This is a genomic window from Burkholderia pyrrocinia, assembly GCF_003330765.1.
Taxonomy (GTDB): Bacteria; Pseudomonadota; Gammaproteobacteria; order Burkholderiales; family Burkholderiaceae; genus Burkholderia; species Burkholderia pyrrocinia_B.
The window spans coordinates 2,693,053-2,717,388 of sequence record NZ_CP024903.1 but is presented as its reverse complement, the minus strand read 5'-3'; the positions used below and the strand labels follow the sequence as shown (position 1 = coordinate 2,717,388).

The following is a 24,336-nucleotide window of genomic DNA, read 5'->3' as shown; positions in this document are numbered from 1 at the left end:
TGCTCGCCCTGATTCCATTGTTCATCCATACCGGAGGCGAGCATGCCAGGTTTACTTCCCGATGTTGACCGCGAGGGACTCCTCGAATATTCGGTGGTTTACACCGATCGATCGGTCAACCATATGTCGCAGCGCTTTCAGGGCGTCATGCGCGACATTTCCGACATCCTGAAAAAAGTCTACAACGCGAAGTCGGCCGTTATCGTCCCGGGCAGCGGGACTTTCGGCATGGAAGCCGTTGCCCGGCAGTTCGCGACGAACAAGAAGTGTCTGGTCATTCGCAATGGCTGGTTCAGTTTCCGCTGGTCGCAGATTTTCGACATGGGCAGCATTCCGTCCGAATCGACGGTGCTGAAGGCGCGTCCGGCCGAAGCGGGAAGACAGGCCGCCTATGCGCCGGCCCCGATCGAGGAAGTGGTCGCCGCGATCAAGGCAAACAAACCGGATCTGGTCTTTGCGCCGCATGTCGAAACCGCATCCGGGATCATGCTGCCCGATGCCTATTTGCGCGCGGTGTCCGACGCCGTGCATGCCGTCGGCGGCATGTTCGTGCTGGATTGCATTGCCTCCGGTACGGTTTGGGTCGACATGCAGGCCAGCGGCGTCGATGTCCTGATCAGCGCGCCGCAAAAGGGCTGGAGCGCGTCGCCGTGCTGCGCGATGGTCATGCTCAGCCCGCTCGCCCGCGAACGAATCGATGCAACGACCAGCACCAGCTTCGCCTGCGATCTTCGCAAGTGGCTGCAGATCATGGAAGCCTACGAGAGCGGCGGTTTCGCGTACCACGCGACGATGCCCACGGACAGTCTCACGACGCTGCGCGACGTGATGAAGGAAACCGACGCATACGGCTTCGACAAAGTGAAAGCGGAGCAGCTTGAACTCGGCAAGCGCATTCGCTCGCTGCTGGCCGACAAGGGATTCAGGAGCGTGGCGGCTGAAGGTTTCGAGGCACCGGGTGTCGTGGTCAGCTACACGGACGATGACGGCATACGATCCGGGAAAAAATTCGCCGATGTCGGCTTGCAGATCGCGGCCGGCGTTCCGCTGCAATGCGACGAGCCTGAGGATTTCAAAACCTTCCGCCTTGGATTGTTCGGCCTGGACAAACTGCATGATGTCGATGGCGCGGTCGCCCGGTTCTCCGACGCGTTGAACCGCATTCTTTAGGTCGTTTGCGGGTCAAACGGAAACCGGATGCGCCACGACGCGAAACCATCAGCCCGAAGCGAAGCGGGCGAGTCACGCGCCGAGCGGCTGCGCGGGCTGACGAATGATGCGTCACCCGTTGCCAAACGACGGTGGCCGATGCTTCGTCATATCGAGTAATACCTGTAATTCGGCGTGAAATCTTCTTTTCGGTGACTCGGGCTAGACTGGCCTCGCCTTGTCCCCCTCAAGGTTGTTGTGTTCCTCTGCTCGGCCCGCGCTTTCCGGCGCGGGCCAATTTTTTTTGCTCGATAGCGGACGGGTGTGCTGTCGATGGCCGTGTGTGGCAACATCGCGGGGATCATGCCATCACTTCAGCGCGCGGGCAGGCCCAGCCATCCGAGGGGAACTCCGGTTCGATCACGTCAAATTCGGCGTCAGCGACTATGCAGCCAGCAAAGCGTTTTTCCTCAAGGCACTTGAACCGCTTGGCGTAGTGGCTGCGTCGGAGGGGGAGCCTTCGTACGGGGTCGAGCTTTGTCCGCCCGGTAAGCCTTCGTTGTGCCTGTTCCAGACCGCGGAGAAGCCGGCGCATCTTCACATCGCATTCATGGCCGGGAACCGGCAGCAAGTCGATGCGTTCTATCGCGCGGCGCTGGCGGCGGGCGGGAAAGACAACGGGGCACCGGGGCTGCGGCCGCGTTATCACGCGAACTACTATGCGGCTTTTGTCATTGGGCCGGATGGGCACAATATCGAGGTGGTTTGTCAGTCTGCGACAGTCGATGATCGGTGAGTGCGGGATGGTGGGGGGCTTGTTATTGAAGGCGCGTGCACGGAAATCGTCGGTTAGCGGCTGCCAGGAGCGGTAAGTCGACAGTAGTCCGAATCGTCGTCAACCAACGCTTCCGCGGCAAGGACGAGAGTCATGTCGAAAAGCATTTTTTCGACGTCGACGCCTGGACGTTCGATCCGGCAACCAGTCAGTACAAAAAGCGGTTCTCCTACCGGACAGCCAAGCGCTACGACAGGGGAGAGGGCTCGGATCATGTGCTGACCGCCGAGCGTGGGGAAATTCTGCGACGCCTCGCGGCCAGCAAGTAGCCCCTTACCGCTGCGCTTCCCCATACGTCTCTTTACACACCTCGCGTAGCGCGTCGACCAGCACGTCCCGCGCCGGCGAATGCGATTCGGCGGCGCGGGTAAACAGCGCGATGGGCGGGAGCGTCCAGACCAGCGAGTAAGGCACGATCGCCACGCCGGCAATCCGCACCAGTTCCTCCGCGATATCGGCCGGTACGATCGATACCGCTTCGTCGCTCGACGCAATCATTTCGCCGATCAGCTTGGACGAGTAGCTTTCGACGACCGGAACGGGGGGCGGGATACCCGCCGACAGAAACAGGTCGGTTACCTGTTCCCGCATCGGCGTATGAGGCGCACCGAGAATCCAGTCGAGCGCGTGCAGCTTGTTCCAGTCCAACTGCGTGCGGGCCAGTTTGGCGGCAAGACGCCGGCTCGCGATCATGCGCGGCTGCTGCTGGTACAGGACCTCGAACGAGACCTGGCCCAGGTCGATCGCCGAGGACGCGCGCCCGATCACGATGTCGACGCTGTGATCCTTGAGCTGCCGCAGGAGCTGATCGCTGGTGCCTTCGTGAATCGTCACGGTCAGGCGCCGCTCCATGCGCGATTGCAGCCGCTTGAGCGCTGCCGACAGCATCTGGCCGGAGATGAACGGAATCACGCCGATGTGCAGGTGGGCCGCATGCCCCGCGGCGACGGCCTCCATCTCGCGGGCGAGGTGGTCGAGATCCTTGATCATCGCCTTCGCCCGCTCGAGCACGACCGCACCGAGCGCGGTGGGCCGCATGCCCCGCGAAGAGCGCTCGAAGAGCGGCGTGCCGAACATGCTCTCCAGTTCGGACAGCGCGTTCGTCACGGCGGGCTGGCTGCTGGCCATGTGCTCCGCGACGCGCGTCAGCGACCCGTGCTGCTGGATCTGCAGCAACAGCACGAGGTGCCGCATCTTCAGACGCGCGCCAAGCCGCCTGACCACGTCGTTTGCGTCGAATGTCATTGGCTGGCCGCGCACCCATCATGAAAAAGTGATGGGCCAATATTAAAACAGAATCATCCTCTTATGACGGATCCCTAGAATCACCTCAATGGATCGCGCCGGGACTGGCCTGGCGGCCGCCCCCGGACCGAGAACATGAAACAGACCGAGACACAACAGCAGGCAGCGTTCGACTATCACGAGTTTCCGACCCCGGGGAAGATCTCGGTCGTCGCCAGCAAGCCGCTCGTGACCCAGCGCGATCTTGCGCTGGCCTACACCCCGGGCGTCGCGGCGGTTTGCGAGTCGATCGCGGCCGATCCGCTGCAGGCGCACCGCTTCACGAGCCGTGGAAATCTGGTGGGGGTGATCACGAACGGCACCGCGGTGCTGGGTCTGGGCAACATCGGCCCGCTCGCATCCAAGCCGGTCATGGAGGGCAAAGCCGTCCTGTTCAAGAAGTTCGCCGGGATCGACGTCTTCGACATCGAGATCAACGAGACCGATCCGGACAAGCTGGTCGACATCATCGCCGGCCTCGAACCGACCTTCGGCGGCATCAATCTCGAGGACATCAAGGCGCCGGAATGCTTCACGGTGGAGCGCAAACTGCGCGAACGCATGAAAATCCCCGTCTTCCACGACGATCAGCACGGTACCGCCATTACCGTATCCGCGGCTTTCATCAACGGGCTGAAGGTGGTCGGGAAGTCGATTTCGGAGGTGAAGGTTGTGACGTCGGGGGCCGGTGCGGCAGCGCTGGCCTGCCTGGACTTGCTGGTCGACCTCGGGCTGCCGGTTGAAAACATCTGGGTGACCGATATCGAAGGCGTCGTCTATCGTGGCCGTACCACGCTGATGGACCCGGCCAAGTCGCGCTTTGCGCAGGAAACCGATGCCCGCACGCTGTCCGAAGTCATTGGTGGCGCGGATGTGTTTCTGGGCCTGTCGGTCGGCGGCATTCTGAGCGCGGAGATGCTGAAGGAGATGGCGCCGCGTCCGCTGATTCTCGCGCTGGCCAATCCCACGCCGGAGATCTTTCCGGAACTGGCGCATGCGACGCGCGACGACGTCGTCATCGCGACGGGCCGCTCGGACTACCCCAACCAGGTCAACAACGTCCTCTGCTTTCCGTACATTTTCCGCGGCGCACTGGACGTGGGCGCGACGACGATCACCCGCGAAATGGAGATTGCCGCGGTTCACGCGATCGCCGGCCTTGCGGAGGAAGAGCAGAACGAAGTCGTTGCGGCCGCCTATGGCGCATACGATGTGGCCTTCGGCGCGCAATACCTGATTCCCAAGCCATTCGACCCGCGCCTGATCGTTCGTATCGCGCCGGCCGTGGCCAAGGCGGCGATGGAAGGCGGCGTAGCGACACGCCCGCTGACGGATCTGGGCGCCTATGTCGAGCAACTGCAGCAATTCGTCTACCACTCCGGCGCGTTCATGAAACCGCTGTTCGCGACAGCGCGCCAGCTTGTGCGTGACGGCGGCAAGGCGCGGATCGTCTTCACCGAAGGCGAAGACGAGCGGGTACTCCGCGCCGTGCAGGTCATCGTGGACGAGAAGCTGGCACGTCCGATCCTGGTCGGTCGCCCGGAGGTGCTGCTGGCACGCATCGAGCGCTTCGGTTTGCGCCTGCGGCTCGGTCAGGATGTCGAAGTGACCAATCCGGAATATGACGAACGCTTCCCGCAATACTGGACGACGTATTGGGAGCTGAGGTGCCGGGACGGCATCTCGAAGGAGATGGCGCGGGTCGAAATGCGGCGTCGCCTGACGCTGATCGGCGCGATGATGGTGCGGCTTGGCGATGCGGACGGCATGATTTGCGGGACGGTCGGCGAGTATCACAATCATCTGCGGTTTGTCGACGAAGTGATCGGCAGGAAGCCCGGCGCGTCGACCTACGCGGCGATGAATATTCTGCTGCTCGATCAGCGGACGGTGGCGTTGGTGGACACGCACATCAACGACGATCCCGATGCGGAGCAGATCGCGGAATTCACGATTGCCGCGGCTCGGCAGATGGAATGGCTGAACCTGACGCCCAAGGCCGCGCTGCTGTCGCGGTCGAACTTCGGGTCGGGCAGCGCGGCTTCGGGTGTGAAGATGCGCCGGGCGCTGGAGATCGTCCGGGAGCAGGCGCCCGACATCGAGGCGGATGGCGAGATGCATGGCGATTGTGCGCTTGATGAAGGGCTGCGGTCGCGCCTTCTTCCGATGTCGCCCCTTAAGGGTGCTGCCAACCTGCTCGTTTGTCCGAACGTGGATGCGGGGAACATTGCGTACAACCTGCTCAAGACCGAGGCGGGCAGCAACGTGGCGGTGGGGCCGTTCCTGCTCGGCGTCAACGCGCCGGTGAACATCCTCACGTCGAGCTCGACGGTGCGACGCATCGTGAACATGGCGGCGCTGACGGTGATTGAGGCTAATCGGGGTGCTTCTGTCTGATTGATTGGCGCTTGTGGGAGGGGATTACCGCCTGGCCGGGTATTTCACATCATCAGGGATCGGGTTGTATCCGGCTCGTTCGAGGTCTGCGAGTTCGGCGCGTACTTGTGCGCGCGTGACTGGCGCGTCAGTTTGGGCGAACGAAGCAATGGGAGAAGCAGCGAGCAACGCGAGCGCGGTCGCAAAGAAAATCGGTTTCATCACGCACCTACTTTTGGCGCTTGGTTAATCCGGTACTGCTCGAAGCCACGAAGTATATGCGCCAAAATCCAGGTATTTACCCTTATTGGAACGGCAGTACATTGCAAAACGCACAATTCGGCGCGCCGGGCACGGCCCTTTAGATGGATCGCAGGAAGGCTGCGGACACGCCTAACTGAAGGTCCGAGGAGAGGTTCCGCGAACGTGCAATCTCCTTGGTTAGCTGCATGACCGTGCGGCACGCCAGCGTCAGCGCGCCGTGGGGTGACATGGCAAGCGCAATGAAGCGCGGCACGGACGGATCAACCACCATCGACGCCTGCAGCCGACATTCTTTTTGAAGATTGGCAATCGCATAAGGTCCGAGCAGCGCGTAGATTCCGCCGTCTGCCACGATGTGCCCCTGCAGACTCAATGAGTCGGCTTCTGCCGCGAAATTCAGGGAGACCTGGTGTTCCCCTGCAATTTGTTCCAGCCGGTCGCGCCAACTGTTGGGGCGGCAGAAAAAGACCAATGGAATGCCGTCGAGTTCGGAAAAAGCGATCGTGGATTGCTTGGTCAACGGGTCGCCTTCCGCGCTGACCAAGTAGGTCGCTGCCTCAAGTAGATACTCGTCGCCGTTTTTCGGCGTCGGACTATTTCGAAAAAGAAGGGCGAGATCAACACTGCCGTTTTCTAGCCACGTCTCCAACAATGCACCTTGACCCTCGCGCACCTGTAGTTGCACCAAGGGATAACGTTCTCGAAGGCGATGGTAAAGGGTGCTGACAAGGGGATGAGCGGTAGAGGGCAAGATCCCGAGTCTGACCACCCCAATTGGCTCTCCTGCCGTGCTCCGGATGTCGTTCGACAACTGCTCCGTGCTGGCAAGCCACGCCCTGACGCGCGGCGCGATCCGCGCCCCCAGTTCGGTCAATACCACGCCGCGGCCTGTCCGTTGAAACAAGCGGCCGCCGCAGTACTGCTCAAGTTCAACAATCTGTCGGCTGATGTGCGGCTGACTGGTGCCGTAGGCAATGGCGGCCTTACTCAAGCTCCCGAGTTCTGCTGCATCGATGAATAGTTTCCAAGCCGCGTAGTCCACCGCCAAGCCTCATCAGATATGCCAAACAAGTATAGCTGAAATGTGCAGCTAGGCAGTTCTCGCATGGAGCGACCGTCCCTAGACTGCAACGCATGCACCGTTGTTCCAGCTTGAAGCGAAACGAGCAGCGGGCTCTCCTCTCGGAAAGAGGAGCCGAAAAGCTCACATTTGGAGACGTCATGAAAGCGATCGATCTGCGCGGTTTGGTCCCGGCACCCGTTACCCCCTTTACCCGCGATGGAGCGGTGGACCATGCAGCAATTCAACGGCTGGGTTCCTGGCTCGGCAGCATCGAGGGCGTCAAGGGCCTGACGGTGCTGGGCCACGCTGGCGAAGGCACGTTCATGACGCAGAAAGAACAGGCTCAAGTCATCGAAAGTTTTGTGAAGGCCGTCGACGGCAAGATTCCGGTCATCGCCGGTATCACGCTCGAGGGTACACAAGTCGCCGTCGATGAAGCGAAGCGAGCGATGGAAGCCGGCGCGTCGGCTGGTCTCGTGTATCCGTCGCATGGCTGGCTGCGCTTCGGTTACCAGAAGGGCGCACCGCAAGACCGCTACCGAGCCATCTACGAAGGCAGCGGCCTGCCGCTTATCCTGTTCCAGTACCCGGATGCCACAAAGGCGACCTACAACCTCGAAACGCAGTTGGAAATCGCCGCACAACCGGGCGTGTTTGCGATGAAAAATGGCGTGCGCAATATGCGTCGCTGGGACGTTGAGATTCCCATCATTCGTCGCGAGCGTCCGGAACTGCAAATCCTGACCTGCCACGACGAGTATCTGCTGCACACGATGTTCGACGTCGACGGTGCGCTCGTCGGCTACGGCGGCCTGGCTCCCGAGCCGCTCATCGAACTGATCAAGGCAGGCAAGGCGAAAGACTATCAAGCTGCGCGCGCGATCCACGATCGCCTGCTGCCTGTGACGCGCAACGTGTATCACCGTGGCTCGCACATGGAAGGCACCGTGGCACTCAAGCACGGCCTCGTGGCCCGCGGCATCCTCGAGCACGCCACAGTGCGCTCGCCGTTGCTGCCGCTCGCGGAAGGCGCGGACGTTGAAATCGCGGACGCACTTCGCTCGGCGGGCCTCGTCGACTGACGCGGCAGCGGTGCACTCATCGCCGTTATGGCGATAGCGAAGCGCTGCCCCCGCTTCGCTATCCGTGTCAAGCAGTAACGGCGACGCACGAAACCACGTTCTATGCGTCGCCCATAACAGGACCAAACAAGCTTCAGCATCGCGACAGAACAAGAGAGAAACGCGATCGGTGCTTCAAAACAAGAAGAAAACCGAGGGCCCATAAAATGCAGCTTTTCAGGAGACAGCATGAACACCCCTTCGACCGCCTACGGCGTCGGCCTTGGTCATCCCTCGAGCGAAACGCGCCCCGCGAGCGAGCAATTGCGTGCTGCAAACTTGCTGTTCCGCATCGAGAACGTGCCGTTCTGCAAGTGGCACACCAAAGCACGGATCGTCATGGGCAGCGCGACCCTCTTTGATGCATTCGACGCACTTTCGCTCGCTTTCGTCCTGCCCGTACTGGTGGGCCTCTGGCATCTTTCTACTGGCCAGATTGGCGTGCTGATCGCTGCCGGCTATCTTGGCCAGGTCGTCGGCGCGTTGGTCTTCGGCTGGCTTGCCGAGCGCCTCGGGCGGGTGCCGAGCGCCACAATCACAGTCGGTGTCATGTCGGCAATGAGCGTCGTATGCGCCTTCACCGGCAGCTTCCATATGCTGTTTCTGATGCGCTTCCTGCAAGGCATCGGCGTGGGGGGTGAAGTCCCCGTGGCCGCCACGTATATCAACGAGCTGTCACAGGCGCATGGCCGAGGCCGCTTCTTCATCCTGTACGAACTCATTTTCCCGCTGGGTCTGCTCGCGGCCGCCCAGCTTGGCGCTTTCATCGTTCCCCGCTTCGGTTGGGAATATATGTTCCTGATCGGCGGAATTCCCGGCGGCGTCGTAGCGATCCTCATCGCACGCCTTCCAGAATCGCCGCGCTGGCTCATTTCACGGGGGCGTTTCGACAAGGCTGAACGCATCATCGAGCGGCTCGAGGCCAGCACGCCGAAGCGCAACCTCGATACGCAGACGCAGAAGGCGGAGGTTGACGAGCGCGTGGTGGGCCTGCTGAACGGACTGCAGTCGAAGCAGAAGGGAACATGGAAAGAACTCTTCTCGCCGTTCTACCGAGGCCGCACCGTTGTCGTATGGTTGCTCTGGGCGAGCTCTTATTTCGTGGCCAATGGCATCAACAACTGGCTGCCGAGCCTCTACAAGACGGTCTATCATCTGCCTCTGCAAGAATCGCTTCACATGGCGTCCGTCTCGAACGTCCTGAGTACGTGCGGGGTGCTTGCTTGCGCGTTGCTGATTGATCGGGTCGGGCGCCGCCGTTGGGCAATGGCCTGCTTCGTCATCAGCGGAATTCTGCTCGCCGCACTCGGCATTCATGGCGCTGGCAGCGCATGGTCCGTGATGTTCCTGGGATCGTCGGCCTATGCAGTGATGGCTACTACAACGGTCCTTCTGTACCTGTACACCCCCGAAATCTATCCGACCCGGATGCGCGCGATTGGCACGGGTCTCGCGACTTCTTGGCTGCGAGCAGCGTCTGCTGCTGCGCCCGCGATTGTCGGCGTCGTGTTGACCGGGAAAGGCATCGCCGCGGTATTCATCATGTTTGCCGTGGTCAGTGCAGTGGGCTTCCTTGTCGCTGCGCGAATGGTGGAGACGACCAATCGCGCGCTTGAGGAGATCTCCCCGTAACAGTCGCGTTTCCTGCGGCTCCTTATCCTGATATGACTCAAGGGAAGGAGCTTCCAAGCTCGCACCCCCTCAGCTTCGGCGACATGCTTGAAACAAACTCAAGCGTTCCGCGTTATTCCATCAGTAGTACGTATTGATTGAATGAGGAAAAAGTCGCCTATAAAAATTTGAATGGAGACAACCGAAATGAAAAAGCAACAACAGGATATGGGCGGTGCTTCTGTGCGGGAAGTCTTTGGCACGCTCGGAGTTGCAATGATTCTCTGTTCCAGCCTGGCATTGACTTCGGTCGGCGCACGCGCAGATAGCGGCTCCCAAGTCCAGCTTTATGGGCTGGTTGGCACCTATGTCGGAAGTGTCAAACGTAGCGACACGCCCCAATCCACAGTGCTCATGGGGAGTGGCGGACTGACCACGTCGTTCTGGGGCATTCGAGGCAAGGAAGATCTGGGCGGCGGCGTTAGCGCCATCTTCGCCCTTGAGAGCTTCTTCCAACCCCAAAACGGCGCGCAGGGGCGCAATACGACGGACCCATTCTGGTCGCGCAACGCGTACGTGGGCTTTCAAGGCGACTTCGGCCAGTTGACGTTCGGGAGGCAAAGAAATCCGACCTACACGGCCGAATCACTTGTCAATCCATTCGGATCATCGGTCGTATTCTCTCCGCTGGTCGTCCAGACGTTCGTGGCCAATTATGGCGGCACGATTATCGGAGATACGGTGTGGAATAACACCGCCAAGTATACGACCCCGACCTTTAAGGGTTTCGGTGCAACGGTAATCTACGGCCTCGGTGGCGTTGCGGGTTCGGCTGGCATCGGTAATCTCGGCGTTCATTTGACTTATCAAGGTCACGGTCTCACGGCAGTCCTGTCCGGTCAACGCGTACGGTACACCGCAGCAGGGCCGGTGGGGGCGCAGTATGCGTACCTCGCGGGCGCCGCGTACGACTTCAAGCTCGTAACGCTCTACGGGGCGTGGGCGATGACCAGTGACGTGAGTACGCCGACAGGCAGTCACACCTATGAGGCTGGTCTGTCGATCCCCTTCTCACCGGCCGACTTCCTGCTTGCCGAGTGGGCACGTACACAACGGTCCGGACCTACGCCTACGACCAACAGTCTTCGCAACACGGCTTCTCTCGGTTACAACCACCTTCTATCCAAGCGGACGGACATTTACGCGATTTATTCGCTGGACAAGTTGAGCGACCACCCCACCGGCAACACCTTTGCGGTCGGCATTAGGCATACGTTCTAACTCCAAACCCGGTCGATCAGCACCCGACTGATTGAATCGAAAGGACGGTTGCCGCAGGTCGGAGTCGTTCGGCAGATGGCGAAGCCGCCTCGATGAAGCCTGCACGGGGACGGCGCGTGCTCGGTCCGCACCAACTCTGCCTGCGAGTGACGGTTGTACACTCGGAAGCGGCCGCTCTGGTCACGTCAACCTGAATGGCAACTCAGGGCGGCGGATTCAACCGGTCGATGCAACGGCATCGTCCCAGGAGAGAACACAGCCGGAAAGTCCCGCGCATTCCCGTGGCTCGGGGCGCGCCGCGGATCGAGCGTCACCCAAGCATTCCAAGATACATCGGCGGCACTGCAGTAAGGCCAGCATGCACGCTACGGGTAACCTCATCGGCCAAGAGTTCAGACTGACCGGCCTCCAATGCGGCGATCGCCATACGCGCAACCTCGTCGGGAGATGCCTTGGGTCCAGGTGCTCCCCGCGCCATGTCGGTATCCATGAACGCGACATGCAGCGACAGAACTTCTGTCCCCTGGGCCCTCAATTCCTGCCGCATCGCGTTACTCAAAGCCCAAGCGGCAGCCTTCGATGCGCTGTAACTGCCGGTAATGCCTGGCAGAGTGGCCCAACTCAGCGCAGAAATCACGTTGATCACGGCACTACTGCTGCACGCAGCCAGGATCGGCGCGAAGGCCTGCGCCATGCGTAATGGACCTACGGCATTTGTCTCGAACTGTTGACGCAGCATGTCGATGGATGATGGCAAAAGCACAGGCCCGGAGCCTCCGACACCAGCGTTGTTCACCAGTAAGCTCACGTCGCCCAATTCGCTGGCGAGCGCTTCGATCTGGTCGGCGCGGGTCACGTCCAAGCATACTGGCACCACGCCCGGCTCTGTGACGGTAGATGGATCACGCGCCGCGGCATAGACTTTGGCCGCGCCACCGGCGATCAATGCGCGTGTGAATGCGGCGCCCAGTCCGCGATTGGCACCGGTAACGAGCGCGACAGAACCTTGAATCTTCACGACGACTTCCTTAAAACAGAGGATCAGTGACGCGCTGCTAAATGCAGCATGACGTAGTGCTCATAGTGACCGACGCCATTTTTCACGATGGGATCTTGCGAGGTGAAAGCGGCGATGTCGTCATCGTCCGAGATTTGGTACAGGGAGACGCCATAGCCACCAGTGTCATCAATCACCGGGCCGTGAGCCACAATCACGCCTTGCGCGAGCAGCTCATCGAGAAAAGCGCCATGCTGCTTCATCCATTTCAACTCGTCGTCCGACATTGTCGTGAGAAAGTCGGGCCGCGGAGGAATGAACTTGCACAGGTAATACTTCATCGATATTCCTCACTAAACGTTTAGCACCGTAATCGTATGAAATTGACGGCGCTGTTTGATCTGCCAGCTTCGGGTGTGCTTATCCGGCGGTCCTGACGCTCTTGAGAATCGAGCTTTCGAACATCTTCGGCGCGTAGCTTTGCAGGAAAAGAATCATCCCGGTCATCTTGCCCACCGGATTGCTGAACTTCGGTTCCTTCGTGCCGATGATTTTCGTGATGGTATGCACGACCGAGTCGGGCGCCTCCGCGTCATCGATACCCTTTTGCGTGGCGGCACGAACCTGCTTACGGTAAGCGTCGTAGTCGGCGATATTGCCGCCTGTCGACGAAACGGAATTCTGGCCGAGATTGGTTTTGAACCACACCGGCTCCACCACGCTGACCTTGACGTTGAACTGGTTTAGTTCAAAACGCAGAGCCTTGAAATAGCCTTCGACTGCGTGCTTTGAAGCCGAGTAATAGGACAGGTTTGGCGGGCCGATTAAGCCGACAATGGAGCTTACGGTGATGATCTGGCCGCTCTTCTGCTTACGAAAGTAAGGGAGCAACGCGTTTGTGACCTTGACCGTACCCCAGAAGTTGGTTTCGAACTGCTGCCTGCCGACTTCAAGCGGCGTCTCTTCAGCGATGCCGGTCACCATGTAGCCCGCATTATTGACGAGAACGTCAAGTTGCTTCGTATAGGTGAAAAGCTCGCGAGTGAACGACTCGATGGAAGCGTCGTCGTCGATGTCAAGGCGCAGCAACTTGAAGGGCACGTTGCGTGCGTATTTTTCCGGCTGACGACTGGTACCGATCACATTGAAGCCGTCTTTGTGGAGTTTGTTCGCAAGCATCAAACCAAAGCCCGACGATGCGCCCGTAATCAGAATTGTCTTCTTCATCTTGCCAGCTCCCGTTATTCGAAATGGCCTATCACGGCTTTCGAAAAAATGTTGATGTAGATGGATTTGAGTTCGTCATTGCCGGCCTCCAACTATGACGATTCAGCGAGCGTTGGCGAGAGACGCTCGACTATCTTCATGCATGACGGCCATGCTTGCTCGGCAACGGGATTGCGCTAAATTCGATCTGAAAATCTCTTCGGGCAACCCTTGACTGTTGCTGCAATTCTGCCTGCCAGTTACGCCACCAGCACTAGCGGAACACGCCAAGCTACCAGCCGAACGCGCCAATATTGTGGGAGGCCAATTGGCGCATTTTGCTATTGTGATGGCGTAATCTGCTGGATAGACTCTCACGATGAATACGAAAAGCGAGCATCCGCCGAGTGGTCGACACGGCCACCCAACTGACTATGCCATCTGGCCGGGCTGGCGCCTGTTGATGCAGGACGCAGGTCTTGCAGCTTCGCCAGTTCTGCGCCGTGCGCAGCTACCGGGTGATCTCTTTTCGCGCCAGAGTGTTCGCCTGGATCCGACCAGTTTCTTCAAGCTGTGGAAGGCCATCGAGGCCGAGGCAGCAGCAATCGATGCGGAAGTACCGGCCGCGCTGCAGATCGCCAAGGTGATGTCATCGGACTGGTTCGATCCCGAGCTTTTCGCCGCGCTGTGTAGTTCAAATATGGGCGGAGCACTCGATCGGATTGCGAAGTACGTCAGACTGATCGCCCCCATGATCATTCGGATCGACCGCGCGGTTGAGCACACCACCGTCTCCATCGATTTCCTCGATCACACCCTGCCGCCGCCTGATGTCTTTCTTACTTTCAAGTTGGTCTTTTTCGTGCAACTCGCGCGCCTGGCGACACGCAGCCCTGTGCGCCCGTTGCGCGTGAGTTGGCCGTTGGCGACGAGCTCACGGAACGACCGCGCGCCCGCCTACCAAGCATATTTCGGCGTGCCCGTTACGGATGCGCCCCTAGCCACCTTGGTATTCTCTGCGGAGGATATCGAGCGGCCATTCCTGACCGAAAACCACAAGATGTGGTTGTTTTTTGAGCCTTCGCTGCGCCAGAGGTTAGCTGACCTGGACAGGACGGCCAGCATGGCGGAAAGAGTGCGTAGCACGCTGCTGGAGACCCTCCCGGCGGGTGAGGTGTCGATGCAAGTAATCAGTCGAAAACTGGCAGTCAGCGCCCGCACATTGCAGCGCAGGCTTCAAGATGAGGGAACATCATTCCAGCAAACGCTGGATACCTTGCGCGAATCTCTGGCATATCACTATCTTCGCAACACAACAATGTCTAGCGCGGAGATCTCTTTTCTACTGGGATTTGACGATTCCAATTCCTTTGCTCGGGCATTCCACTCATGGACCGGAAAAACCCCGCAAAAGGTACGAACGGAAATTGGTGTCAACAATAGCGAGCCGAATACGAATACAGCCGGGTAGTAGCGACTCCCGAGATAGGCGCTGCTTTTGCGATGCTGCGCACGGTGCCAAATACTCGGCACCCCCGCCTCGTAAACATCTCGGCGGCGGCGCGTCCGATACCCGAGGACACGCCGGTAACAACGACAATAGTGGCATTCGACATGAACAGCTCCCTTCAGGTGGAATTGATAGTGTTTTAACTGCCCGCGTCGAGCGCGTCCTGCAGCGTTTGCTCGGGAGGCTGCGCCTGCTCATGCCGATCTTTGCGCGAGCCGGTGGTACTGTCGGGTCGAATCTTGAACCAGATCGAATACATGGCCGGCAGGAAGACCAGGGTCAGAATCGTCCCGGCAAACGTGCCGCCGATCAGCGTGTACGCAAGGGTTCCCCAGAACACCGAATGGGTCAGCGGGATGAAAGCGAGGATCGCCGCCATGGCCGTCAGGATCACGGGGCGGGCACGCTGGACGGTGGCCTCGACGACCGCATGGAATGGAACCAGGCCCGCCTGTTCGTTCTGGTGGATCTGCCCGATCAGGATCAGCGTGTTGCGCATCAGGATGCCCGACAGCGCAATGAGGCCGACCAGCGCATTGATGCCGAACGGCTGCCTGAACAGAATCAACGTAGGCACCACACCGATCAAACCCAGCGGGCTGGTCAGGAACACCATCACCATTGCGGAAATCGAGCGCACCTGGAAGATGATGATGATGAGCGTAACCGCCAGCATGATCGGGAAGAGCGGCAACATGGCCTTGGTCGCTTTGGCCGATTCCTCGATGGAGCCCGCCTCTTCGATACGGTAGCCGGTCGGAAGCTTTGCGATGACGGGTTGAAGCTGCCTGGTAATCGCCGTCGACACGTCCGGCGGCTGAAGGTTGTCGGCGATGTCGCCTCGTACCGTGATCGTCGGCACGCGGTCCCGCCAGTGCATGATTGGTTCCTCCATGCGCACGTCGACCTTGCCCACCTGCGACAGCGGAATGCGTTGCCCGTTCGCGCCAGCCAGCGTAAAGTCGCCGAGCCGCGCCGGGTCGAGACGAACATCGCCGGCCGAACGCGCGATGACCTGCACGGTTCGAATATCCTCACGCACGGCGGTGACAGGCACGCCGGTTAGCAGGAATTGCAGTTGTTGCGCTACGGCGCCGGATGTCAGCCCCACCGCCTGCAGACGGTCCTGCTGCAATGTGAAGTGCAGCGTGGGCGTGCGCGTACCCCAGTCAGCGTTGACCGTGCGCATCATCGGACTGGCCTCCATCCTCTGCTCAACTTCTCCCGCAATACCGCGTAGCTTGCCCGGGTCCGGGCCAGAGATACGGTAGGCGACCGGGTACGGCGAATACGGACCGAATACGAGTTGCGTGACTCGCACACGCGCCTCGGAGGCGAGACCGTTGGCGACTGCCTGACGCAGTCGCTGCTTCAATGCGTCGCGCTCGTCCTGGCTGTCCGTGCGCACTACGATCTTCGCAAACGACGGATCGGGCAGTTCCGGCCCCATCGCCAGGTAAAAGCGTGGCGCGCCTTGCCCGACGTAGGCGGTGACGATCCTGGCTTCCTTCTGCTTCGCGAGCCACGCTTCGACCTTCGTCGTGGCGGCGCTGGTTTGCGAGATCGACGTGCCATAGGGCATCTGCACTTCGACCAGCACTTCGGGACGGTCGGAGATCGGGAAAAACTGCTTTTTGACCACGCCCATGCCGAGGATGGCCATGACGAAGAGGCCCACGACCGAACCGGCGACCAGCCATTTGCGCGCGATGACGCGCGTGAGCAGCTGACGGAAGCGGTTGTAGCGCGGTGTGTCGTAGATCGCGTCGTGACCGCCTTCGACCTTTTTGAAGTCGGGCAGCATCTTCACACCCAGGTAGGGTGTGAAGACCACGGCGACGACCCACGATGCGATCAGCGCGATGCCGACGATCCAGAACATGTTGCTGGTGTATTCGCCGGCCGTGGAGCGCGCGAAGCCATTGGGCATGAAGCCGACGGCGGTTACCAGCGTGCCCGCCAGCATCGGCGCGGCCGTATGACTCCACGCATAGGCGGAGGCGGCGATGCGGCTGTAGCCTTCCTCCATCTTTACCACCATCATTTCGATCGCGATGATCGCGTCGTCCACGAGCAGGCCGAGTGCGAGGATCAGCGATCCGAGCGTGATGCGATCGAAATTCTTGCCGGTCGCGGCCATCACGACGAACACCACCGCGAGTGTCAGCGGTACGGCAGCGGCAACGACGAGGCCCACGCGCCAGCCCATGCTGACGAAGCTCACCAGCATGACCACCAGCAACGCGACGAAAAATTTGAGCATGAACTCGTCGACCGCCGAATGAATGTTGACGGCTTGATCGGTGACTTTGGTCAGGCTCATGCCCAGCGGCAGCCCGGCGTTGATTGCGCCGACCTCGCTGTCCAGCGCCTTGCCGAGGTCCAGCCCGTTCCAGCCGTCGCGCATCACGATGCCCAGCAGCAGGGCCGGTTCGCCGTTGTTGCGGATCATGAAGGTTGCCGGATCTTCATAACCGCGCGTGACGGTGGCGATATCCGACAGCTTCAGTGTGCGGCCCTGCGCCACAATGGGCGTATCACGGATCTTCTGCAGGTTGTCGAAGGCACCGTCCAGACGGATGAACACCTCTGGACCTTTGGTCTCCACGGAGCCGGCCGGCGTCAGCGCGTTCTGGCCGTTGAGCGCGGCGAACACGTCCTGCGGGCTCACGCCGAGCGTTGCCAGCCGGTCATGCGAGAACTGGACATAGATGCGCTCGGCCTGCTCGCCGATGATGTCGACCTTCTTCACGCCCGGCACGTGCAGCAACCGCTGGCGCAGCGTCTCCGAATCGCGCACGAGCAGGCGCTGCGGCTCGCCCTTCGCCTTCAGGGCAAACAGCGCGAACGTGACATCCGCGTATTCGTCGTTGACCATCGGCCCGATCACGCCAGACGGAAGGTTGGCTGCCTCGTCGCCGATTTTTTTCCGGGCCTGGTAGAACTGTTCCTGCACTTCTGACGGCGGGGTACTGTCGAGCAGCGTCAACGTCGTGAAGGCCACGCCTGGGCGCGTGTAGGTCTCGCTCCGGTCGTACCAGCGCAGCTCCTGCATGCGCTTCTCGATTTTCTCGGCGACCTGATCGTGCATTTCCTGCGCGGTGGCCCCCGGCCACGCGGTGATGATGGTCATCACCTTGACCGTGAACGCGGGGTCTTCTGCCCGGCCCAGCTTGAAGAACGAAACGAGGCCGGCCAACGAGATCAGGCAGATCAGGAACAGGGTAATGGAGCGCTCGCGCACTGCGAGCGCCGACAGATTGAAACGGCCTTCGCTCACGGACGGACTCCCTCGGAAGCGACGGCGACGGCTTGACTCGTCACCCGTACCTGCTCGTCTTCGCGCAGCAGTTGCGCGCCGAGCGCGACGATCCGGTCGCCTTGCTTGATCTCGCCGGCGACGCGAGCACTATCGTCGTCCAGATGTTCGACAGTAACCGGTCGCCAGGAAACCTTTGCCGGTTCGCCGTTGATGACCCACACCCCCGGTCCCTTGCCCGCGTCGAACAGCGCACCGATCGGCACCTGCAAACCGCCTTGCACCAGGGAGCGCGCGTCCGGAATCTGGATTGTCACCGTGGCGCCCAACGGTGCGTCGGCCAACGCGCCCTGCAGCACATACCGTGCTTCGTAGGTGCGCGTACGCGGATCCGCCGCATCCGAGAGCTGGCGCAGCGTCGCCGGTACGCTGACGCCGCCGTTGCCGAACAGCGTGGCCTGGGCGACCGAACCCCCGGCAGGGCGCAAGGTTTCGGGTAGCTGGATGACAGCCTCACGGCGCCCGGCGTGGGCCACGCGTACCACGGGCTGTCCGGCGCTGACGACCTGGCCCGGTTCGGCCAGCGTTTCCATCACGACTCCGTCGCCGTCCGCTACCAGCTCGGCATAACCCGCCGCATTGCGCGCAACGCCGGCGTCCGCCTCGGCCGCGCTGAGCTGAGCTTTGGCGGCATCGGCCGCGGCCCTGATCTGGTCATAGGCCGAGGCCGATATCGCTCCGGTGCCGCGCAGCTCGCGGTAGCGCTCTTCATCTTGCGCGGTCTGCTGCGCCCGAGCTCGCGCGGCGGTGACCGCATCCTGCCGGGCCTGCGCGGCAAGCCTCAGATCGATGGGATCGATGCGCATCAGCGGCTGACCTCGCTTGACGGTTTGCCCGGCATCCACCAGCCGCTCCAGCACCTTGCCGGAGACGCGAAATCCGAGATCGCTCTGCACGCGCGCGGCGACGGTTCCGGTAAACGAACGGGAAGCGGGGATCGCCGCCTGAGCGATGGCGGTGCGCACCAGGGGCGCCTCCGTGCGCGGATCGGACGGGGCTTTTGCGCCGCAGGCGGCTAGCGCAAATGGCAGTGCACAGACGACTGCAGAGATAGCAAGGCGACGCCGGAGCATGAAAGACCCATTGATGGAGTGATCGGGGCTTTCATTATGGTTCTAGTGACTAATTTAGTCAATAGTCACAATTGCGATTTGCCTCAGGGCGACAGACTGCGGAGCACGAGACTGGACAGTTGGGCAGGCGCGACCTTGGTGTAATCGAAGCTGTACTGCAGGAGCATCGGGTTGAGGTAGGGGCGCATCACCAGATAGATCGCCATCGCGGTCTCATCGAGGGGCGTTTTGCGCTCGAAGTCCCCGCTTTGCCGGCCCTCCTGCAGGATGTCCTGAAGCAGCTTCTGGACGCGCGCTTCATACGCAAGCACAGCCTGCCAGTTTTCCGTGGCCGCCGATGCGGCAATCTCGTAGAGCTTGCGGTCCTGGAAAAACAGACGGAGGCTCGCATCGGTGAACACGCTGAACATCCGCCGCAGCTTCTCCGCTGGCAGATCGGTTTGCGCGACGGCCGTCCTGACCTCGGTTTCGATCTGATGCAGACAGTTCGCGCAGATCATCTCGCCAATGGCCTGCTTGGACTCGAAGAACTTGTAGATATAGGCCTTGGAGAACCCGATCGCCTTGGCGAGGTCGGAGACCGTCGTTTTCTCGTAGCCATACCGGCTGAAGTGCTCGGTGGCGGCGACAACGATCTGATCCCGCACCTCATGGTCAGCGGGGCCGCGCGCCGGGATGGGAGAAGTGGAGGCTTTTTTCATGGGCATAGCATACAGGAATGGACAACTAGTGACTATTTGGTATTATAGTCACCACAAGAACCTTGCGAAGACGCTCATGCTACCCAAACACATCCTTGCCGCGGTCATTGTCGTCAGCCTCTCGGCAGGCTGCGCGGTAGGCCCCGATTATGTCCGGCCCAATGTAGCGATGCCGGACCAGTTCCTGGGTCAGGCCGCGGTGGATCACCGGCACGCGGCGGCCCGTGCCGACCTTGTCACGTGGTGGACGGGTTTCGACGATCCGCAACTGACACGATTCGTCACGCTCGCGCTGGAACAGAACCTGGACCTTGCGCAAGCCGCCGCTCGCGTCTCGCAGGCGCGCGCGGGACTTGGCGCGGCGAACGCTGCGCTGCTGCCGTCCGGCAATGTCAGCGGCCAGGCGGCGAGAGTCTATCAATCTGTTGAAACCCCATTGGGGCGGGTCTTGAATTCGACGCCAGGCTTCGACCGTTACGGCAACGACTATGAGGCCAATTTCAGCGCGAGCTGGGAACTGGACGTGTTCGGGGGCCTGCGTCGCGGACGCGAAGCGGCACTTGCCGAATATCAGGCTTCGGAAGCGGGTGCGGCGGCCACGCGCCTGGCTGTCGCAGCGCAGACTGCCGATATCTACATCACCATTCGTGGGTTGCAGGCCCGTCTGAACGTTGCTCGCAAGCAGGTGCAGACGCAACAGGATCTGCTCTCGACCATCAACCTTCTGTATGGCAAAGGACTGGCGGCCGACCTTCAGGTGAGCCAGGCTGAAGGTGCGCTGGCCCAGGTACGGGCATCCGTCCCAGTTCTCGAGACGGCTCTGGAATCGGCCTTGAACGCGCTGGACGTGATGCTGGGTGCCCAGCCCGGCACGCATCGAGCCGAACTGATTGAACCGGGCGACATACCGGTTGCCCCGCAGATCGCGGCTACAGGATCGCCGGGAGAGTTGCTCCGGCGCCGGCCCGACCTGATCGTGGCCGAGCGTCGCCTGGCTGCATCGAACGCGCGCATCGGCGTGGCTATCGCCGAGTATTACCCGAAAATCTCTCTGAGTGGACTGATCGGCAGCGCAACATCAATGGCCGCTGGCAATCTGTTCACCGGTGGTGCCAGTCAGGCCGCTGGCGTGCTGGGGCTGCGCTGGCGGTTGTTCGATTTCGGCCGTATCAATGCGCAGATCGGGCAGGCCAGAGGGCAGGATGCCGAAATGTTGGCTGCGTATCGGCTGGCAGCGCTGCATGCGACCGAAGATGTCGAGAACGCTTTCTCGGCACTGGTCAAGCGCGAGGAACAGGCTGCGGTGCTCGCCCAAGGAGTGAACTCGCTCGGCCGGGCGCGAGCCGCCTCATTCGCGGCCTATCAGAAAGGTGTTGTCAGCCTGATTGAAGTCCTGCAGGCCGACGAAAACTTGCTGCGCACCTCGGATGAGCGGGTGCAGGCACAAACGGAATCGGCACGCGCAGCGGTTGCGGCCTTCAAGGCGCTCGGTGGCGGATGGCAACCTCGAGGATCCGAAGCTGTCGCGATCAAATAGCAACCCCACGCACCAACGACGTGGCAAGAGTATGGATTATTGCCATCGTTCTTTGCTTAATGAGGCTTTTGCCGCATGCCGCCCAAACGAATGACGCGAGCAGAAAGCCGCGAGCAAACCCGGCGTCGCCTGCTCGACGCTGCAGCGTCGAGCATCGCCGAAAAAGGGTTTGCTGCGACAAGCGTAGAGGATATCGCGGCCCAGGCTGGCTATACCCGCGGCGCGTTTTACTCGAACTTCGGCAGCAAGAGCGATCTTTTCGTCGAATTGCTCCGTCTCGATCACCAGAACATTCAAGAAAACTTGCAGAAGCTGCGAGACGCCGCACCGTCCAGCGAAAACCTGCAAGTGCAGCTCACCTTGTTGTACGCGCAGTGCTATCCCGACGACAACAACTACATCATCTGGGCTGAGGCACGTTTGCATGCCATGCGTGACGCGAAATTCCGGCAACACGTGAATGCCCTATGCCTGCAAAAGCGCGACATGATCGCGTACTTGATTGAGCAGTCATGCAAACGCATCAACGTACAGTTGCCGGGCCCTTTCTCCGACCACGCGCTCGCCGTTATTGCATTGATTGATGGCATCCTCTACTTCAATATGACGATGCCCAATGATCTGTCGAACGCTTCGGCCGAAGCGATTTTGAGCAACGTTTTTTATAAGATGTTCTGCAATGCACCGGTCCTGACTGAAGCACAGTTTGATCTTGCGTCTTCTCCACAGATACCCGATCAAGCGATTCAGTCCATCAGTTGATATTAGCCAAGTCTCCTGGTCGTCGCGCGCGTGGAGGCGGCCAGAGAGTAAACGGAGTATGGCTGATAGAGTGTCCGTTCGGGTTTGCGGATTCAACCCGTCGATGCAACGAACTGATGAAATCGTTCGGCTGGTGTATCAAAGTCTTGGGTCTTTCGCGGACGCTCATTGAACCGCCTAGCTACGGCGTTGAGCTTGGCCTGCGAAATAGACTGAGAAATCGATCCCTTCGGGGAAGTACTGTCTCAGGAGCCCATTTGTGTTCTCGTTCGAGCCACGTTACCAAGGGCTCTGCGGATCACAAAAATAGACCCTTATGTCGGTGGCCACGGTGAGTCGCTCGTTCTGCGATTGGCGGAGGAATTCAACTGGAACGATTGGGCCGTCGCGAAACCATTCGGTTCGAATGGGGAGCGTTTGCTCGCCCCAAACGAGAGAGCTCCAAGCTTTGAGCGAGCGTGGCTGACCGGCGGGGCGCTACCGACCTGGCCATTGCCGCGGGAGTCGCGATGCGGGTCGACAAGCACCTTCAACAACTGTCACGCCTACATGGGGTTCGTCGACGAAGTGATCGGCAGGAAGCTTGGTGTTTCCACCTACCCGGCAATGAACATTCTGTTGCTCGACCAGCGGACAGTGCCGTTGGTGGATGCGCACATCAACGCTGATCGCAGAGCGGAACAGATCGCGGAATTCACGATTGCTGCGGTCGCGCCTTCTTCCAATGTCGCCCCTTAAGGGTGCTGCCAACCTGCTCGTTTGTCCGAACGTGGACGCGGGCAACATTGCGTACAACCTGCTCAAGACCGAGGCAGGCAGCAACGCGGCGGTGCGACCGTTCCTGCTTGGCGTCAACGCGCCGGTGAACATCCTCACGTCGAGTTCGACGGTGCGACGCATCGTGAACATGGCGGCGCTGACGGTGATTGAAGCCAACCGCAATACGTCTGCTTGATCGAGCGTCGGAAGTAGGGCGGCGAAGGGTTCGCAAGGCGTCGCATAGCTGGATCCCGGTGGTGACGGGTTTCACTATTCGGCCGCCTTGTGAACCAATGTTGTTGGATATTCGTTTAGGGATGCTGGACATGTCTCCGGGCAGCATCGCGTCGCAATTTCACCTGCGTGATGCGCCGGCGCCCGCCCCTTCGGCATCGGCCTCACGATGTTCCGGAGCCATTTCTTCCGATATCGTCCGATAATTAGCTTTTATTTTCGTCTAAAATCGCGCTTCTTCTTACTTTAGGATGGAATGAAGTTTTGATTAAACTGACGAAAAACATTTCGCGCACGGCCGTTGCCGCGTGCATTGCCTATGCAGGGCTATTGCCCTTGTCCCAGTCCGCTCAAGCCCAGGTCGAACCCCTGAAGAATCCGGTTTACGGCGTGACGCTCGACGATCTGACGAAACTCGATACCATCATCGCGTCGCTGCAGAACCTGCCGTACCGGCCGACCGTGCGTGTCGTGTTCGATCCGGGTACGTCGGCCGCCGACTACTACGCCCCTTTGCTGCGCCTGCACGCAGTCGCGTATGTGATGGGCGAAGTCTACGATTCCTACTATTTCCCGACGGACCTCGCCACGTATAAAGCGAGAACGCAGGAGCTGGTGTCTCAGCTGAAGAACACCGTCGACGTGTGGGAGATCGCCAACGAAATCAACGGCGAATGGCTGCGTGCCAACCCGAGCGGTACGAACTCCGTGGTCAATTCGCAAGAGCAGCAAATCGGCCAGATGGTTGCCGCGGCCAACACGATCGTCAAATCGAACGGCGGCAAGACGGCCATCACGCTGTACTACAACGACGACAGCAAGGGCACCAACTGCTGGGAGAAACCCCAGGATTACTGGAAGACCTGGCCGACGACCTTCCTGTCCTCGACGGTTCGCCAGCAGGCCGACTATGCGCTGTTCAGCTACTACCCGTATCAGGATTGCCCGGGGCTGAATCCGTCGTGGAAGAACGATTTTGCGGCGCTGGAAAGCATCTTCCCGAACGCCAAGGTAGGCTTCGGCGAAATCGGCACCTCGGATACCGCCGCGCCGGCCTCGGTGCAGCAGAACCTGATCAAGACCTATTACCCGATGGTCGGCACCATGAACGATCCGCGTTTCATCGGCGGTTTCTTCTGGTGGAACTATGTCGAACAGATGCTCCCGTATTCGACGAGCTCCTACTTCCAGTTGCTGCGTCAAACGATCATTACGCTCAAGTCGCCCAACTGATTGCACCCTCTGTAGTAAAGC

At 60.4% G+C, this 24,336-nt stretch carries 20 protein-coding genes and 3 pseudogenes; 12 read left to right on the top strand and 11 right to left on the bottom strand.

Annotated elements, in window-relative coordinates:
• Nucleotides 1-42 precede the first annotated feature (42 nt).
• The 3 genes from CUJ89_RS29985 to CUJ89_RS29975 all read left to right on the top strand — a co-directional run bounded on the left by CUJ89_RS29985 (nucleotide 43) and on the right by CUJ89_RS29975 (nucleotide 2,253).
• On the top strand, nucleotides 43-1,170 hold the full coding sequence (locus tag CUJ89_RS29985) for an aminotransferase class V-fold PLP-dependent enzyme (protein WP_114180886.1): 1,128 nt from the start codon (nucleotides 43-45) through the stop codon (nucleotides 1,168-1,170).
• 376 nt (nucleotides 1,171-1,546) lie between these two features.
• Entirely contained in the window at nucleotides 1,547-1,945 is a 399-nt protein-coding gene (locus CUJ89_RS29980) for a VOC family protein (RefSeq protein WP_114181634.1), read from the top strand.
• 35 nt (nucleotides 1,946-1,980) lie between these two features.
• A complete protein-coding gene (locus CUJ89_RS29975) occupies nucleotides 1,981-2,253 on the top strand; it encodes a hypothetical protein (protein WP_114180885.1) in 273 nt (90 codons plus the stop codon).
• Nucleotides 2,254-2,257: 4 nt separating this feature from the next.
• On the opposite strand, the gene CUJ89_RS29970 is transcribed toward CUJ89_RS29975, so the two are convergent.
• Complete coding sequence (locus CUJ89_RS29970; protein ID WP_114180884.1) at nucleotides 2,258-3,229, bottom strand: LysR substrate-binding domain-containing protein; 972 nt, start codon at nucleotides 3,227-3,229, stop codon at nucleotides 2,258-2,260.
• Nucleotides 3,230-3,364: 135 nt separating this feature from the next.
• Here CUJ89_RS29970 and CUJ89_RS29965 point away from each other — a divergent pair, with 135 nt between their 5' ends.
• Nucleotides 3,365-5,665, top strand: coding sequence for an NADP-dependent malic enzyme (locus CUJ89_RS29965; protein WP_114180883.1), 2,301 nt, complete (start codon nucleotides 3,365-3,367; stop codon nucleotides 5,663-5,665).
• A 24-nt stretch (nucleotides 5,666-5,689) separates the two neighbouring features.
• Here CUJ89_RS29965 and CUJ89_RS29960 read toward each other — a convergent pair whose 3' ends face one another.
• The gene (locus CUJ89_RS29960; protein ID WP_114180882.1) at nucleotides 5,690-5,866 is read right to left on the bottom strand and encodes a DUF4148 domain-containing protein; all 177 of its coding nucleotides are present in this window, start codon (nucleotides 5,864-5,866) and stop codon (nucleotides 5,690-5,692) included.
• A gap of 139 nt (nucleotides 5,867-6,005) precedes the next feature.
• A complete protein-coding gene (locus CUJ89_RS29955; protein ID WP_114181633.1) occupies nucleotides 6,006-6,950 on the bottom strand; it encodes a LysR family transcriptional regulator in 945 nt (314 codons plus the stop codon).
• A 179-nt stretch (nucleotides 6,951-7,129) separates the two neighbouring features.
• Between CUJ89_RS29955 and CUJ89_RS29950 the strand changes: the two genes are divergently transcribed.
• The 3 genes from CUJ89_RS29950 (at nucleotide 7,130) to CUJ89_RS29940 (ending at nucleotide 10,984) form a co-directional block, all read left to right on the top strand.
• The gene (locus tag CUJ89_RS29950; protein ID WP_114180881.1) at nucleotides 7,130-8,053 is read left to right on the top strand and encodes a dihydrodipicolinate synthase family protein; all 924 of its coding nucleotides are present in this window, start codon (nucleotides 7,130-7,132) and stop codon (nucleotides 8,051-8,053) included.
• 228 nt (nucleotides 8,054-8,281) lie between these two features.
• Nucleotides 8,282-9,724, top strand: a complete 1,443-nt coding sequence (locus tag CUJ89_RS29945) for an MFS transporter (RefSeq protein ID WP_114180880.1) — start codon at nucleotides 8,282-8,284, stop codon at nucleotides 9,722-9,724.
• A gap of 186 nt (nucleotides 9,725-9,910) precedes the next feature.
• Nucleotides 9,911-10,984, top strand: a complete 1,074-nt coding sequence (locus CUJ89_RS29940; protein ID WP_114181632.1) for a porin — start codon at nucleotides 9,911-9,913, stop codon at nucleotides 10,982-10,984.
• 310 nt (nucleotides 10,985-11,294) lie between these two features.
• Here the strand turns inward: CUJ89_RS29940 and CUJ89_RS29935 are convergent, their stop codons facing one another.
• From CUJ89_RS29935 to CUJ89_RS29925, 3 genes are all read right to left on the bottom strand, one after another.
• A complete protein-coding gene (locus CUJ89_RS29935; RefSeq protein ID WP_114180879.1) occupies nucleotides 11,295-12,002 on the bottom strand; it encodes an SDR family oxidoreductase in 708 nt (235 codons plus the stop codon).
• 23 nt (nucleotides 12,003-12,025) lie between these two features.
• On the bottom strand, nucleotides 12,026-12,322 hold the full coding sequence (locus CUJ89_RS29930; protein ID WP_114180878.1) for a YciI family protein: 297 nt from the start codon (nucleotides 12,320-12,322) through the stop codon (nucleotides 12,026-12,028).
• A 79-nt stretch (nucleotides 12,323-12,401) separates the two neighbouring features.
• The gene (locus tag CUJ89_RS29925; protein ID WP_114180877.1) at nucleotides 12,402-13,208 is read right to left on the bottom strand and encodes an SDR family NAD(P)-dependent oxidoreductase; all 807 of its coding nucleotides are present in this window, start codon (nucleotides 13,206-13,208) and stop codon (nucleotides 12,402-12,404) included.
• 358 nt (nucleotides 13,209-13,566) lie between these two features.
• Here CUJ89_RS29925 and CUJ89_RS29920 point away from each other — a divergent pair, with 358 nt between their 5' ends.
• Nucleotides 13,567-14,658 (top strand): helix-turn-helix domain-containing protein, encoded by a 1,092-nt coding sequence (locus tag CUJ89_RS29920; RefSeq protein WP_114180876.1) that lies wholly within the window; start codon nucleotides 13,567-13,569, stop codon nucleotides 14,656-14,658.
• Between the two features lie 4 nt (nucleotides 14,659-14,662).
• On the opposite strand, the pseudogene CUJ89_RS29915 reads toward CUJ89_RS29920, so the two are convergent.
• The 4 genes and pseudogenes from CUJ89_RS29915 to CUJ89_RS29900 all read right to left on the bottom strand — a co-directional run.
• Nucleotides 14,663-14,803 (bottom strand): annotated as a pseudogene (locus CUJ89_RS29915) (SDR family NAD(P)-dependent oxidoreductase); the annotation flags it as partial.
• A 33-nt stretch (nucleotides 14,804-14,836) separates the two neighbouring features.
• A complete protein-coding gene (locus CUJ89_RS29910; protein ID WP_114180875.1) occupies nucleotides 14,837-17,977 on the bottom strand; it encodes an efflux RND transporter permease subunit in 3,141 nt (1,046 codons plus the stop codon).
• Complete coding sequence (locus tag CUJ89_RS29905) at nucleotides 17,974-19,089, bottom strand: efflux RND transporter periplasmic adaptor subunit (RefSeq protein WP_114180874.1); 1,116 nt, start codon at nucleotides 19,087-19,089, stop codon at nucleotides 17,974-17,976. Before CUJ89_RS29905 ends, CUJ89_RS29910 begins: the two co-directional genes overlap by 4 nt.
• Before the next feature lie 83 nt (nucleotides 19,090-19,172).
• Entirely contained in the window at nucleotides 19,173-19,790 is a 618-nt protein-coding gene (locus CUJ89_RS29900) for a TetR/AcrR family transcriptional regulator (protein ID WP_114181631.1), read from the bottom strand.
• Between the two features lie 76 nt (nucleotides 19,791-19,866).
• On the opposite strand from CUJ89_RS29900, the gene CUJ89_RS29895 reads away from it, so the two are divergent.
• Nucleotides 19,867-21,327 (top strand): efflux transporter outer membrane subunit, encoded by a 1,461-nt coding sequence (locus CUJ89_RS29895; RefSeq protein ID WP_114181630.1) that lies wholly within the window; start codon nucleotides 19,867-19,869, stop codon nucleotides 21,325-21,327.
• A 75-nt stretch (nucleotides 21,328-21,402) separates the two neighbouring features.
• On the top strand, nucleotides 21,403-22,089 hold the full coding sequence (locus tag CUJ89_RS29890) for a TetR/AcrR family transcriptional regulator (RefSeq protein ID WP_236654992.1): 687 nt from the start codon (nucleotides 21,403-21,405) through the stop codon (nucleotides 22,087-22,089).
• 92 nt (nucleotides 22,090-22,181) lie between these two features.
• Here CUJ89_RS29890 and CUJ89_RS29885 read toward each other — a convergent pair.
• A pseudogene (locus CUJ89_RS29885) lies at nucleotides 22,182-22,428 on the bottom strand (IS30 family transposase); the annotation flags it as partial.
• 171 nt (nucleotides 22,429-22,599) lie between these two features.
• On the opposite strand from CUJ89_RS29885, the pseudogene CUJ89_RS29880 reads away from it, so the two are divergent.
• Nucleotides 22,600-23,044, top strand: a pseudogene (locus tag CUJ89_RS29880) (phosphate acyltransferase); the annotation flags it as partial.
• Nucleotides 23,045-23,346: 302 nt separating this feature from the next.
• Nucleotides 23,347-24,315: a hypothetical protein gene (locus tag CUJ89_RS29875; protein ID WP_114180872.1), complete on the top strand. Its 969-nt coding sequence runs from the start codon at nucleotides 23,347-23,349 to the stop codon at nucleotides 24,313-24,315.
• The last annotated feature ends 21 nt before the right edge of the window (nucleotides 24,316-24,336 follow it).

What these genes read in the sequence shown, in the direction of transcription:
- CUJ89_RS29900 (WP_114181631.1), bottom strand. Translation starts at nt 19,790, where the DNA reads ATGAAAAAAGCCTCCACTTCTCCCATCCCGGCGCGCGGCCCCGCTGAC.
- CUJ89_RS29890 (WP_236654992.1), top strand. Translation starts at nt 21,403, where the DNA reads ATGCCGCCCAAACGAATGACGCGAGCAGAAAGCCGCGAGCAAACCCGG.
- CUJ89_RS29960 (WP_114180882.1), bottom strand. Translation starts at nt 5,866, where the DNA reads ATGAAACCGATTTTCTTTGCGACCGCGCTCGCGTTGCTCGCTGCTTCT.
- CUJ89_RS29945 (WP_114180880.1), top strand. Translation starts at nt 8,282, where the DNA reads ATGAACACCCCTTCGACCGCCTACGGCGTCGGCCTTGGTCATCCCTCG.
- CUJ89_RS29940 (WP_114181632.1), top strand. Translation starts at nt 9,911, where the DNA reads ATGAAAAAGCAACAACAGGATATGGGCGGTGCTTCTGTGCGGGAAGTC.
- CUJ89_RS29985 (WP_114180886.1), top strand. Translation starts at nt 43, where the DNA reads ATGCCAGGTTTACTTCCCGATGTTGACCGCGAGGGACTCCTCGAATAT.
- CUJ89_RS29930 (WP_114180878.1), bottom strand. Translation starts at nt 12,322, where the DNA reads ATGAAGTATTACCTGTGCAAGTTCATTCCTCCGCGGCCCGACTTTCTC.
- CUJ89_RS29895 (WP_114181630.1), top strand. Translation starts at nt 19,867, where the DNA reads ATGCTACCCAAACACATCCTTGCCGCGGTCATTGTCGTCAGCCTCTCG.
- CUJ89_RS29920 (WP_114180876.1), top strand. Translation starts at nt 13,567, where the DNA reads ATGAATACGAAAAGCGAGCATCCGCCGAGTGGTCGACACGGCCACCCA.
- CUJ89_RS29905 (WP_114180874.1), bottom strand. Translation starts at nt 19,089, where the DNA reads ATGCTCCGGCGTCGCCTTGCTATCTCTGCAGTCGTCTGTGCACTGCCA.
- CUJ89_RS29950 (WP_114180881.1), top strand. Translation starts at nt 7,130, where the DNA reads ATGAAAGCGATCGATCTGCGCGGTTTGGTCCCGGCACCCGTTACCCCC.
- CUJ89_RS29925 (WP_114180877.1), bottom strand. Translation starts at nt 13,208, where the DNA reads ATGAAGAAGACAATTCTGATTACGGGCGCATCGTCGGGCTTTGGTTTG.
- CUJ89_RS29965 (WP_114180883.1), top strand. Translation starts at nt 3,365, where the DNA reads ATGAAACAGACCGAGACACAACAGCAGGCAGCGTTCGACTATCACGAG.
- CUJ89_RS29970 (WP_114180884.1), bottom strand. Translation starts at nt 3,229, where the DNA reads ATGACATTCGACGCAAACGACGTGGTCAGGCGGCTTGGCGCGCGTCTG.